This window comes from Haemophilus haemolyticus (assembly GCF_003352385.1).
GTDB lineage: Bacteria > Pseudomonadota > Gammaproteobacteria > Enterobacterales > Pasteurellaceae > Haemophilus > Haemophilus haemolyticus_I.
The window spans coordinates 1,220,008-1,233,481 of record NZ_CP031243.1 but is presented as its reverse complement, the minus strand read 5'-3'; the positions used below and the strand labels follow the sequence as shown (position 1 = coordinate 1,233,481).

General features: G+C 35.2%; 14 protein-coding genes. 2 read left to right on the top strand and 12 right to left on the bottom strand.

The annotated features are described in order from the left end of the window. The first annotated feature begins 37 nt into the window (after positions 1-37). Positions 38-1,915, top strand: a complete 1,878-nt coding sequence (gene dxs / locus DV428_RS06075; RefSeq protein WP_114909055.1) for a 1-deoxy-D-xylulose-5-phosphate synthase — start codon at positions 38-40, stop codon at positions 1,913-1,915. Between the two features lie 35 nt (positions 1,916-1,950). Here the strand turns inward: dxs and DV428_RS06070 are convergent, their stop codons facing one another. The 4 genes from DV428_RS06070 to rplM all read right to left on the bottom strand — a co-directional run bounded on the left by DV428_RS06070 (position 1,951) and on the right by rplM (position 4,052). Then, on the bottom strand, positions 1,951-2,403 hold the full coding sequence (locus DV428_RS06070; protein ID WP_114909054.1) for a ClpXP protease specificity-enhancing factor: 453 nt from the start codon (positions 2,401-2,403) through the stop codon (positions 1,951-1,953). Next, on the bottom strand, positions 2,403-3,041 hold the full coding sequence (gene sspA / locus DV428_RS06065; RefSeq protein WP_053465567.1) for a stringent starvation protein SspA: 639 nt from the start codon (positions 3,039-3,041) through the stop codon (positions 2,403-2,405). Before sspA ends, DV428_RS06070 begins: the two co-directional genes overlap by 1 nt. Before the next feature lie 173 nt (positions 3,042-3,214). After that, entirely contained in the window at positions 3,215-3,607 is a 393-nt protein-coding gene (gene rpsI / locus DV428_RS06060; RefSeq protein WP_005631594.1) for a 30S ribosomal protein S9, read from the bottom strand. 16 nt (positions 3,608-3,623) lie between these two features. Next, positions 3,624-4,052, bottom strand: a complete 429-nt coding sequence (rplM, locus tag DV428_RS06055; protein WP_005628896.1) for a 50S ribosomal protein L13 — start codon at positions 4,050-4,052, stop codon at positions 3,624-3,626. Between the two features lie 310 nt (positions 4,053-4,362). On the opposite strand from rplM, the gene metF reads away from it, so the two are divergent. Further along, a complete protein-coding gene (gene metF / locus DV428_RS06050; RefSeq protein ID WP_114909053.1) occupies positions 4,363-5,244 on the top strand; it encodes a methylenetetrahydrofolate reductase in 882 nt (293 codons plus the stop codon). A gap of 75 nt (positions 5,245-5,319) precedes the next feature. On the opposite strand, the gene bioD is transcribed toward metF, so the two are convergent. The 8 genes from bioD to DV428_RS06010 all read right to left on the bottom strand — a co-directional run bounded on the left by bioD (position 5,320) and on the right by DV428_RS06010 (position 13,441). Further along, entirely contained in the window at positions 5,320-6,048 is a 729-nt protein-coding gene (bioD, locus tag DV428_RS06045; RefSeq protein WP_005631588.1) for a dethiobiotin synthase, read from the bottom strand. 101 nt (positions 6,049-6,149) lie between these two features. Further along, entirely contained in the window at positions 6,150-6,416 is a 267-nt protein-coding gene (locus tag DV428_RS06040; RefSeq protein ID WP_114909052.1) for a YcgL domain-containing protein, read from the bottom strand. Between the two features lie 75 nt (positions 6,417-6,491). Next, positions 6,492-6,782: a hypothetical protein gene (locus tag DV428_RS06035; RefSeq protein ID WP_114909051.1), complete on the bottom strand. Its 291-nt coding sequence runs from the start codon at positions 6,780-6,782 to the stop codon at positions 6,492-6,494. Positions 6,783-7,002: 220 nt separating this feature from the next. Further along, complete coding sequence (gene sixA, locus DV428_RS06030; RefSeq protein ID WP_114909050.1) at positions 7,003-7,500, bottom strand: phosphohistidine phosphatase SixA; 498 nt, start codon at positions 7,498-7,500, stop codon at positions 7,003-7,005. A gap of 58 nt (positions 7,501-7,558) precedes the next feature. Continuing rightward, on the bottom strand, positions 7,559-8,893 hold the full coding sequence (gene glmM, locus DV428_RS06025) for a phosphoglucosamine mutase (RefSeq protein ID WP_114909049.1): 1,335 nt from the start codon (positions 8,891-8,893) through the stop codon (positions 7,559-7,561). Between the two features lie 37 nt (positions 8,894-8,930). After that, positions 8,931-9,773: a dihydropteroate synthase gene (folP, locus tag DV428_RS06020; protein ID WP_114909048.1), complete on the bottom strand. Its 843-nt coding sequence runs from the start codon at positions 9,771-9,773 to the stop codon at positions 8,931-8,933. A 144-nt stretch (positions 9,774-9,917) separates the two neighbouring features. Further along, positions 9,918-12,545 (bottom strand): autotransporter outer membrane beta-barrel domain-containing protein, encoded by a 2,628-nt coding sequence (locus DV428_RS06015; protein ID WP_162790786.1) that lies wholly within the window; start codon positions 12,543-12,545, stop codon positions 9,918-9,920. Further along, the gene (locus DV428_RS06010) at positions 12,509-13,441 is read right to left on the bottom strand and encodes a hypothetical protein (RefSeq protein ID WP_114909046.1); all 933 of its coding nucleotides are present in this window, start codon (positions 13,439-13,441) and stop codon (positions 12,509-12,511) included. Before DV428_RS06010 ends, DV428_RS06015 begins: the two co-directional genes overlap by 37 nt. Between the last annotated feature and the right edge of the window lie 33 nt (positions 13,442-13,474).

The following is a 13,474-nucleotide window of genomic DNA, read 5'->3' as shown; positions in this document are numbered from 1 at the left end:
CTCACAAAGTGCGGTCAAAAATTATAACGTTTTTAAAATGACTAACAATATGAACAATTACCCCTTATTATCTTTGATTAATTCACCAGAAGATTTGCGTCTTTTAAATAAAGATCAGCTGCCACAACTCTGCCAAGAATTACGCGGTTATCTTTTAGAATCTGTTAGTCAAACTAGCGGGCATTTAGCATCAGGTTTAGGCACCGTAGAGCTAACCGTTGCACTACATTACGTGTATAAAACCCCATTTGATCAGTTAATTTGGGATGTTGGACATCAAGCTTATCCCCACAAAATTTTAACGGGTCGTCGAGATAAAATGTCCACAATTCGCCAAAAAGACGGTATTCATCCTTTCCCTTGGCGTGAAGAAAGTGAATTTGACGTATTAAGCGTTGGCCACTCCTCTACTTCTATTAGTGCTGGATTAGGTATTGCTGTCGCCGCAGAACGAGAAAATGCAGGTAGAAAAACGGTATGCGTAATCGGTGACGGTGCAATTACTGCAGGAATGGCTTTTGAAGCGCTGAATCACGCAGGTTCCGTTCACACTGATATGTTGGTCATTTTAAATGACAATGAAATGTCTATTTCAGAAAATGTTGGCGCGTTAAATAATCACCTTGCTCGTATTTTCTCTGGTTCTATCTACTCCACATTACGAGATGGAAGTAAAAAAATTCTCGATAAAGTTCCACCTGTAAAAAACTTTATGAAAAAAACCGAAGAACATATGAAAGGAGTGATGTTTTCGCCAGAAAGTACATTATTTGAAGAACTCGGTTTTAATTATATTGGCCCGGTGGATGGGCATAATATTGACGAATTAGTGGCAACACTTACGAATATGCGTAATCTGAAGGGACCACAATTCTTACATATCAAAACGAAAAAAGGTAAAGGATACGCTCCAGCAGAAAAAGATCCAATTGGTTTCCACGGCGTACCCAAATTTGACCCAATCAGTGGTGAATTGCCTAAACACAATACCAAGCCAACTTATTCGAAAATTTTTGGTGATTGGCTATGCGAAATGGCAGAAAAAGATTCCAAAATTATTGGTATCACACCAGCAATGCGCGAAGGTTCTGGCATGGTGGAGTTTTCTCAACGTTTCCCAGAACAATATTTTGATGTAGCGATTGCTGAACAACACGCCGTCACGTTTGCCACTGGACTTGCTATTGGCGGATATAAACCTGTAGTCGCGATTTACTCGACATTTCTACAACGTGCTTACGACCAATTGATTCACGATGTTGCCATTCAAAATCTGCCTGTATTATTTGCGATTGATCGAGCGGGTATCGTAGGCGCTGATGGCCCAACACACCAAGGAGCATTTGATCTCAGCTTTATGCGTTGTATTCCAAATATGATCATCATGACACCAAGTGATGAAAATGAATGCCGTCAAATGCTCTATACAGGTTATCAATGTGGAAAACCAGCGGCAGTGCGCTATCCTCGCGGAAATGCCATTGGTGTTGAACTAACACCTTTAGAAATGCTTCCTATCGGTAAATCACGTTTAATTCGAGAAGGTCAAAAAATTGCGATTTTAAATTTTGGTACCCTTTTACCGTCCGCTTTAGAGGCAGCAGAAAAACTCAATGCAACAGTTGTCGATATGCGTTTTGTGAAACCGATTGATATTGAAATGATTAATGTGCTTACACAAACTCATGATTATTTAGTCACATTAGAAGAAAATGCAATTCAAGGTGGAGCAGGATCTGCGGTTGCTGAAGTACTAAATTCATCTGGAAAATCAACCGCACTTTTACAGCTTGGTTTGCCCGATTATTTTATTCCACAAGCAACACAGCAAGAGGCATTAAAAGATTTGGGATTAGATTCAAAAGGAATTGAAGAAAAAATTCTCCACTTTATTGAAAAGCAAGGTGATTTATAAAAATAAACGCGATGATAACTTCATCGCGTTTTTTCTTAATCAACAATTCTTAAATGAGAAACTGATTTTGTTTTCTTTTTTTCTTCTCGTTTTCTAGGGCTATCTACAGCCTCATGAAAACCAGTTGGTTGTTCAGTATCTGGCTCAGAATTAAGTTCATCGTAAACCTCTTCTGGCTCAAACATCACGCCATCACCATTTTCACGAGCATAGATCGCAAGCGCTGCGCCCATTGGAATATACAGTTCACGAGAGACACCTTTAAATCGGGCATTAAACTGGATGAAATCATTTGTAAGCTGTAAATTACCCGTAGCATTGGCAGATAAGTTCAATACAATCTGCCCATCTTTTACATATTCGACAGGAACATTCACACCTAAGTAAGTCGCATCAACAACTAAATAAGGCGTAAAACTATTATCTACGAGCCAATCATAATAGGCGCGTAATAAATAAGGGCGCTTAGGGGAAGCTTTGTATTCCATTACTTATCATCCATTAAATTTTTTGGTGCAGCCTCACCTACAGACTGCAAGAATGAATCTCGACTAAATACACGATCCATATATCCCTTAATCGGTTTACTACCTGGACCTGTAAATTCTACGCCTAAATGTTTTAATTTCCATAACAATGGAGCAACATAACAGTCCACTAAACCAAACTCTTCATTCATGAAATAAGGTGTTTGCTGGAAAACTGGTGTAATCGCTAAAAGTTCTTCTTTTAATTGTTTGAGCGCTTCAGCTTTTTCACTTTCTGTACCATTTTCTGCTTTCTTGAGAGTTGGATACCAATCTTGTTCAATTCGTAACATCAAAAGACGATCTTTTGCTCGAGAAACTGGATACACTTGCATTAATGGTGGATGCGGAAAACGCTCGTCAAGATATTCCATAATAATTCGCGAACTAAACAAAGCAAGATCACGATCAACTAACGTAGGCACTGTAGCATACGGATTTAATTCCATTAAATCTTCTGGTAATGCTTGCAAATCAACTTCTTCGTTCTCATAAAGTACACCTTTTTCAGCTAAAACAATTTTTACCTGATGACAGTAAATATCATCTTTATTTGAAAAAAGAGTCATTACTGAACGTTTACTTGATGCGCTGGACATTTATTCCTCCGAAGATCCAAAAATATTCTATATTTTACAAGGGGTGTGTATTCTACCACAAAGCGTAAGTCATTTGCCAAATAATTCTTTTTTATTGTTTTATAATCAATAAGTTAGATAACAAAAAAGCAGAGATTTCTCTCTGCTTTTCTTTTTCGAAACGAAAATAAAAATTAACGTTTTGAGTATTGTGGACGACGACGTGCTTTGTGTAAACCCACTTTTTTACGTTCAACGCGACGTGCGTCACGAGTAACGAAACCAGCTGCACGAAGTGCTGGGCGTAATGTTTCATCGTATTCCATCAATGCACGAGTGATACCGTGACGGATTGCACCCGCTTGACCAGAAATACCACCACCTTTAACAGTGATGTATAGGTCTAATTTATCAGTTAACTCAACCAATTCTAATGGTTGACGTACTACCATGCGCGCAGTTTCACGGCCGAAGTAAACGTCTAATTCACGTTGGTTGATAGTGATTTTACCACTGCCCGGTTTGATAAATACACGAGCTGAAGAGCTTTTGCGGCGACCTGTGCCGTAGTTTTGATTCTCTGCCATTTTCTAAACCTCGTGATTAAATATCTAATACTTGTGGTTGTTGTGCAGCGTGTTGGTGTTCAGCACCTGCGTACACTTTTAATTTACGGAACATTGCACGGCCTAATGGACCTTTTGGCAACATACCTTTAACCGCAATTTCAATCACTGCTTCAGGACGGCGAGCGATCATTTCTTTGAAAGTCGCTTGTTTAATACCACCTACATAGCCAGTGTGCCAGTAGTAAAGTTTATCTGTTTCTTTACGACCAGTTACTGCCACTTTGTCTGCGTTGATAACGATGATGTAATCACCAGTATCTACGTGTGGAGTGTACTCAGCCTTGTGTTTACCACGAAGACGACGTGCTAATTCAGTCGCTAAACGACCTAAAGTTTTACCTGTCGCATCTACTACGTACCAGTCGCGTTTAACCGTTTCTGGTTTTGCTACAAAAGTTTTCATTAATTAATTACCAAAAATTAGTTTGATACCCAGTGTTCTTATGAACACAACCATTGATCTTAATCGCCACCCCTTCGAGTGAGATCTCGATAAAATAATGTACGATGGGAATTCGCACATTTACAGGGTCGGAGTATTATACATATTTATTTCATTAATGCTAATTTTTTATGCAATATTTTAGTATTTTTGCTGAAACCTATTTACATTAACTAAATTAATGTTTTTAATGAATTTATTAAAATTGACTCATACATAAAGTTATTTTATTGTTAACTCAAATATCATCATACTAGCTATAGGAATTTTTATGAGCTACGCTAAAGAAATTGACACGCTTAATCAGCACATCGCTGACTTCAATAAAAAAATTAATGTTTCTTTTGAATTTTTCCCACCAAAAAATGAAAAAATGGAAACGCTTTTATGGGATTCAATTCATCGTTTAAAAGTGTTAAAACCTAAATTCGTTTCTGTTACTTACGGCGCAAACTCTGGCGAGCGTGACCGCACTCATAGTATTGTAAAAGCAATCAAACAAGAAACTGGCTTAGAGGCTGCTCCGCATTTAACTGGTATTGATGCTACTCCTGAAGAATTAAAACAAATTGCTAAAGATTACTGGGACAGTGGTATTCGTCGCATCGTTGCGTTACGCGGTGACGAACCCAAAGGATATGCTAAAAAACCATTTTATGCGTCAGATCTGGTGGAATTACTCCGTTCTGTCGCTGATTTTGATATTTCTGTAGCAGCTTATCCAGAAGTTCATCCAGAAGCAAAATCAGCACAAGCAGATTTAATCAATTTGAAACGTAAAATTGATGCGGGTGCAAATCATGTTATCACTCAATTTTTCTTTGATATTGAAAACTACCTTCGCTTCCGTGATCGTTGTGCATCAATTGGTATTGATACTGAAATCGTGCCGGGCATTTTACCTGTAACTAACTTTAAGCAATTACAAAAAATGGCTTCTTTCACTAATGTAAAAATTCCTGCATGGCTTGTTAACGCTTATGAAGGATTAGACGATGATCAAACTACTCGTAATCTTGTAGCTGCAAGTGTTGCGATGGATATGGTGAAAATTTTATCTCGTGAAGGAGTGAATGACTTCCATTTCTATACGCTAAATCGTAGTGAATTAACTTATGCAATTTGTCATATGTTAGGTGTAAGACCTCAATAATTTAAACTTTCTTCCACAAAATAAGGGCGTTATTTACGCCCTTATCTAAATATAAAAAACTTTAACCGCACTTTATTATTTGACTAACTCTGTTTGCATATACATTAATCGATCAATATCCGTCAAATAATGTCCCAATTCTTGCTCTTCTGGTTTATGCAAATAAGGAATTTTACCTAAAAGCGGCGCATCAATATGCTCAACAAGCAAATCAACAATTTCTGCATAATGGCTCAATAATGGATTAACACGGTTAGCTATCCAGCCCAATAACGGAACGCCTAGCTGTTGAATCGCTTGCACAGTTAACAACGCGTGATTCACACAACCATCTTTAATACCAACCACAAGAACCACAGGCATTTTTCGTTGAGCAACCCAATCAGCAAAACTTTTTCCTTCCGCCATTGGAGTCATTAAACCAAACGAGCCCTCAACCACCACAGACTGATAATTTTGATTTAATCGAGTTAAATCATGATTAATTTTATCTAACTTAATACGCGTCCTATCTTGTGTCAGCATCGGTGCGCTATGGCTAAATGTATAACTATTAATATCCTTGTAGGACACATTTTCTTTGGTAGAATCCATTAATGTTAATACATCTGAATTTGATAAATTATCATAATCTGATGTATTTTCTTCTTGCATCGCAGGGTAAATACTTTCCTCACCGCAACAAGCAATGGGTTTATAGCCAACCACTTGCACACCTTGTTTTTGCAAGGCTTGAATAATCGCGCGGGTTGCCGTGGTTTTTCCCACATTCGTATCTGTCCCCGCAACAAAAAAGCTACTCATTTTTCTCTCCTTTAAAAAGTGCGGTGGATTTTAAAAGAATTTTTCCTTTAAAAATTTGAGATAACGCAAATTTTCTCTTTTTCGTATCAAAAATAAACAATTTATTTGATCTCACTCAAGCTATTAAATAAACCATCATCTTGTTTTGGTATTTGCAAATAAAATCCTTGTTGTTTAATTTTTTCCAATACCTCATTACTATCTACATTATGTAGCGGCTTATTCCCAAGTAAATTAAACATCATGACTAATTCTGGTTTTCCAAAGTGGCTCAGTAACACTTCTGGCACTTGAGAAAAATCGTCTCTTTTCGCAATATACAGATAGCTTCCCGGTTTCTTTTTACTTTTATAAATTGCACATAACATATTTTGTTTTCCTAAATAAAAAATCCCTATTAAATTTCTTTAACAGGGATTTTATCATTTAAATTGATTAAAGCATTATTTTGCAGCTTCTTTTACTGCATCAGCTGCTTGAGTTGCTTTTTCAGAAATTGCATCTTTAACTTCAGTCATTTTAGAAGTAGCAGCATCTTTTACTTGTTCAACTTGTGCCATTGCTGCATCTTTAACTTCAGCGGCTTTCTCTACTGCAGTGTTTTTCACTTCAGTTGAAGCTTGTTTAGCTGCGTCAACTTTTTGTGCAGCTTCTTCTTTATCGAAACAACCAGTTACCGCTAAAGCTGAACCTAAAACTAATGCTAGTGTTAATTTTTTCATAATTTTCTCCATAGAATAAATCTTGATTACGGCAAAGCCCTATTGCTTTGATGTGGCGTAGTTTACGGAAATTTTATTAAAAGAAAATAGCTAATACAAAAATTTACATTTCTGATAAATAAACAAGTGCAAAAAGAGCATTAACATATTGATATTAAATATATTTTAAAAAAAGTTCCATAGAAAAACTTTATTTTTTGTAAAGAAATGTATATGAATATATGTTTTAGATTTAATCAATTTTATGAATTTCTCTAGATGCTTGATGTATCAATATTTCTGATTTATTACCATCCCATAATAATTGAGCAATCGTTGCAGGATAAAATGGTATTGGATTTCGTTTTCCATACAGTTCAGCAACGATTTCTCCCACTAAAGGTAAATGAGAAATAATCAACACAGATTTAACCCCATCATGTTTCAGCACTTCTAAATAATCAATGACTGAATGCGCATGGCCATAAGGGGTTATTCCCTCCCAAGTTTCAAGTTTATTTTCTAACTCCAAATCAAAAGCTTGATTAACTTGATGAAAGGTTTCTTGAGCTCTAACATAAGGGCTAACTAAAATACGATCTAGTGAATTAATTAATAGTGTACTTAAATGCTGTTTTAACCATTCTCCTTGAGAAAAAGCTTGTTTAATACCATAAGCAGTTAAGCGACGAGCTTTATCACTATTAGCCATTACTTCAGCCTCGCCATGACGCATAATAAAAATATTCATTTGCTTTCCTAAGTATTTGATAAAAATAAACCGCACTAAATAAAGTGCGGTTAAAAAATTAATGAGATTTAACTGCTTCTGCAATTTCTTCTGCACATTGTTGTGCAAGTGTAGCGTCTTGGCATTCCACCATAACTCGAATAAGTGGTTCCGTACCCGATTTACGCAATAAAATACGACCTTTGCCTTCTAAACGTTTTTCAACGTCTGCGGCAACAGATTTTACAGCGTCACTTTCAAGTGGATTATCCCCACCTGCAAAACGTACATTGATTAACACTTGTGGGAATAATTTAACCGCACTCGCTAATTCATTTAATGATAATTTATGCTGTGCCATCGCCGCCAATACAGCCAATGACGCAACAATGCCGTCACCCGTTGTATTCTTATCCGCAATGATAATATGTCCAGAATTCTCACCACCAAGCGTCCAATCGTTTTCAACCATTTTTTCCAATACGTAACGGTCACCTACATTTGCACGTAAGAAAGGAACACCAAGCATTTTCAACGCAATCTCTAAGCTCATATTACTCATTAATGTGCCAACGACACCGCCTTTTAATTGGCCTGAGCGCAATGCTTCACGTGCAATAATAAAGAGAATTTGGTCGCCATCAACTTTATTTCCTAAATGATCGACCATCATAATGCGGTCACCATCGCCATCATAAGCTAAGCCAACGTCAGCTTTCATTTCAACTACTTTCGCTTGCAATGCTGTCACATCCGTTGCGCCACATTTTTCATTAATGTTCAAACCATTTGGATCTGTACCAATTTCAATGACTTCCGCACCAAGCTCTCTCAACACGTTAGGCGCAATATGATAGGTCGCACCATTTGCACAATCTACCACGATCTTATAACCTTCTAGGCCTAAGTGAGCTGGGAATGTGCCTTTACAAAACTCAATGTAGCGTCCGGCTGCATCATTAATACGACTTGCTTTACCTAATTCTGCAGATTCCACACAATCCATCGGTTGCTCTAACATCGCTTCAATGGCTTCTTCAATTTCATCAGGTAATTTAGTCCCTTTTGCTGAAAAGAATTTAATGCCATTATCATAATAAGGATTATGAGAGGCCGAGATCACAATACCCGCTTCAGCACGGAAAGTTCTGGTTAAATAAGCAATAGCGGGTGTAGGCATAGGGCCGGTAAATGCAGCAGATAACCCCGCAGCAGCCAAACCTGCTTCAAGGGCTGATTCCAACATATATCCAGAAATGCGAGTATCTTTACCGATTAAAACCATTTTAGAACCTTGAGAAGCTAATACTTTTCCTGCAGCCCAACCTAATTTTAATGCGAAATCTGGTGTAATTGGATAAGTACCCACTTTTCCACGCACACCATCTGTTCCAAAATATTTACGATTTACCATAACACAATTCCTTTAATTTTTTATCGTTATAAAATCATCAGGCATTTTCTGTTGCCTGCCAAACTTTGAGCATATCTGATGTTGCAGCAACATCATGTACGCGTAAAATTTTTGCACCTTTTTGCGCTGCAATAAGCGTGCCTGCCGCACTGCCTATCACTCTCTGATCGACGGGTTTATCAAGCACCGCACCAATCATTGATTTGCGAGATAATCCCGCTAACACAGGATATCCACTATGACAAAATTCATTCAGATTTTGTAATAATTGATAATTATGCTGTACAGACTTACCAAAACAAAATCCCATGTCCCAAATTAAGTTTTCTTTTTTAACACCAGCAGAAAGACATTCATTAGTACGTTTCTGTAAAAAAGCGAATACATCTTGTACGACATTCTCATAATGAGGATTTGCCTGCATCGTTCTAGGTTGCCCTTGCATATGCATGATACAAACAGGTAAAGCTAGTTTTACTGCGGTTTCTAACGCATTTGGCTCTTGCAAAGCACGAATATCATTAATCAAATCCATTCCAACACTTGCTGCTTCACGCATCACAACTGCTTTTGAAGAATCGACAGAAATCCAGCAATCAAAACGGCTTCGCACCGCCTCCACTACTGGCACAACACGATGCAATTCTTCTTGTTCAGAGACTTCATCCGCATCATTATAAAGGAATGACGGACGCGTAGATTCACCACCAATATCAATAATTGTCGCTCCTTCTTCCAACATTTTTTCAACTTGAAAAAGCGCTTTATCCAAGCTAAAAAACTGTCCTCTATCAGAAAAAGAATCAGGCGTAAAATTAAGGATTCCCATAATTTGAGGCACGCTTAAATCAAGACATTTATTATTCGCGTAAAGTTTCATAAAGTGCGGTTAGTTTTTAGAGTGATTTTGGTGGGCGATTATAGCGGAATACGCTCAAGAAAAAAATCATTAGGAAAAAATAAAGCCTTTCCGAAGAAAGGCTATTAACATAGAACGTAGAATGATTTATCTCAACTAGTTAAATTAGAAGCTGTATCTTAATCCTAAATTAACTTGCCAATCTTGTCGAATTAAATGTTTATTAGAGCGTTGAACATCCAAGTAAATCTGTCTTCCTTTTTTCTTATTTTCATGGCTGATACCTACTCCGTAATTAAACCAATCATCCTTATTATTCATTTCTATTTTAGCTGTATTTAGATCATTAAGGACTGAGCCTAAAAATTCCTTATTATACATAAGCTTAATATAAGGGCTTAACACACTATCGCCATAAAAATCTAATCCAGCTCTAAATCCAATACGTCCAATTAAACTATTTGAATTTTTAGTCATTGATTTCAAACCATTTGAAGAATGAAGTGTATAATCATCTACAAATTGATAAATCAATTGCATTTCAGGTTGAATATAAAATGCTTTTTCTTTTTTCTGTAAAAGATAAGATCTTTTTCCAGTCTCAATAGATAATAAGTAAGAATTAATACTTGCATTATTTGATTTAATATTTTCATTAGAATAATTCACAATGTCGTATTTTCCTTTATACCGCATCATCTTACCGACTAAATCGACGTAAATATCATTATTTTTATTTAACCAGGTAGAATAAATACCAATGCCTTTACCGTATATTTTTGTTTTACCTTCAAAACGTTTAGGGTATGTGGAAGCATTTAGATTTTCAATCGAAATCCCATTATAATTAACCCAATTATTTCTTAAACTCAACCAATCAAAACCGGCTTTAATTCCCCAATAATGAGTACTAAAACTACCGATGGTGTCATTGGCAAAACTTGTATATTTTCCATTAACATGTTTAATCCAAGCATTATGAGGTTTTAAATCTGTTTTATCAAAATGGATTTCCCCAAGTCGCTGAACTAATGTTTCTGTATTTAATAAGTTAATTTGATAGATTGTGTTACTAAAACTTAGGCTACTTTCTGCCCCTGGCGTCAATTTGCCCTTACCATCGTCCTCATAAGGGAATAGATACCAGTTATTTACATTCGCATCAGTAATAGAAACAATTTTAGAGTCAGTGGCTCTACCTAATGTATATAGGTATGCACCTTTTTCTATGACAGCTTTAGGATGGCTAGGCTTTTTATCATCTGTAAGAACCGATACATGATTATCTTCATTAAGTAATGAAAATACCGCCTTGTAGTCTTTTGCCTTACCTGAACTTTCCACTAATTGCAACACTTCCGTTCCCGTAGATTTGGAATCTGCCATATTTTTAAACTCTATATAGTGATTTCCTTCACTACTAGTTTTTATAGACAGCAAGTCTGTTTTTCCAGCCTGAACATTTCCTTGCATTTTAAATATTCCACCATTACCTTTTAAATTATCAACAGATAATGTTGCCGTATTTTCTGTATTTGAAAAATGAACTGTTCCCTCAGAAGAAATATCCAATGTATTTATTTTTGAATCATCAGTCATTAACCAATTACTAGAATTAGCCAACTTCATATCTATAATTCCAGTATCATTATTCTTAGCAAGCCCTACTAAATAAGAATTTTTATTTAATAAATTTAAAGTAACTTTCCCTTTATTTGATGTAAAAATATTGCCTAATATATTTACATCATCTTTACCTGCAACAGTTATTTCAGCATTTTTTCCACTAGAGACTAATGCAGGATCTGTTGGCTCTCCATCAATAGTTAATTTCTTATTAAATGATATTATACTTTTTGAATCATCTGGTGTAGTTTCTGGAGTTTCATTATAGACTGCCATTTTTCTTCCATTACCATTTATACGAATAACAGTATCATTATTAAACACTGTATTAGTAACATTATTTTGTTTCTTATGGCTGTGATATACTCCATATCCTTGATCATTTGTAGAAACATCTATATTTACTTTTCCATTAAATGTAGTATTGGCTTTATTATTTTCTTCTTCATGAGATAAATAAATACCATGGCTAACAGTATTTCCCTTAGATACTATATTTAAAGTTGAATCTTGATCAGACGTTATTTTTGTTCCTTCTCCTCTGTTAACTTTATTTTTTACTATTCTAAATCCCCAAGCACTTTTTCCTCCTGTTGAATTAAAAGTATTTTCTCCTTTAAAATTTATAGTATTTTCTCCACTACCATTATTTTTATTACTACTTTCTATATTAATCCCATAAGAATAATTACCTACTGTGTTAATATTTGCATTCTCTAATTCAAAATTATTTTTACCAAGATTTTCATCAGATATTTCAATACTTCTTGCAACATAATTAGAATTAGTCGTTATATTAGTGTTTTTTAACTTGATATTATTTTCTCCATTTGTAGAAGAAGTTTTAATTCCATATACCCAAGCACTAGTTCCATCATTACTGGTTTTTATTTCATTTTTATCTCCATTGAATTCTAAAATATTTTTACCATTTTCTTCTGCATCAAGAAACATACCCCAAATACTTCCATTCTTATTTGAAGTAATTAAATTCATATTTGAATTAAATAGTAACTTACTTTCTCCATTTGTAGTAGTCTTTGAATAAAGGTTAAGACTCTCAGCGTTGTTATCAGTAGAAGTATTTAATATTTCTGAAGTAAATGTTTTTCCTGCTTTACTTGTAACTTTTACCCCCCCCCAATTTGAGTATTTGATAAAAACCACAATTTTGTTGTTGTGTTTCCAGTCATCGAACTACCTACATTTCCTTCAAAAGTAAGTGTTGATCCTCCATTTTCTTTGTCAATAGTGTCTTTTTCTGAAACTTTTTTAAAACGATTTTCATCTCTATTTTCTAAACGGAATCCAGTTAATTGTAGATTATCTTTAGTAGATTTACTCTCCATTGTTAAATCATCCTTAAAAGTAAGATGCGATTCTCCACCGCCATTACTTTTAGCCAAAAATACATTAACCCTTCTTTCAGGTAAACTTAAATCTGTTTTTTCTGGTATAGATTGTGCAGTAGTTTTTACAGTCGTTTTCTTTAATAAATTGACAATTGAAACTGGTTTTGTTACATCTCCAGCACTATTACCTTGTCCATCAACATCAAAAACATTAAATATAGAATAATAACGACTAGAATAATTTCTATGTGTAGTTATATCAACATTAAGCTCTGTATCAAAATTAAGTATAGTTTCAGATCTTTCAACATTCTTATTATTAGAATTATACACCTGTACTCCATCTTGCCAGCTAATTGGAGTGCCATCATCAACATGTATAATATTCAAATTTCCCGGAGTTTTTATTGTTGTTTCTGTTATATCTTTTTTTAAGGCATCTGTTGATGATGTTCTATTCCTAACATCAATTATCTTATTTATTGTACTTCCACCGGAATGTGGTTGCCAATTTTTTGTACCAATAATATCTCCGTCCTTATAATTAAATTCATACTTAATTTTATCAGATGTATCCTCAACTTTTTTACCATGACTATGTATATCTACAGTATCCCAATTATTTACAGTATCCGTATTTGCATCAAACGCCTGAACATGACTCCCTATTGTAACCATCGATAAAAAAAATAATGGACTTCTATTTTTCATGTGAACTCCTTATAAATTACATTACCTGAAAAT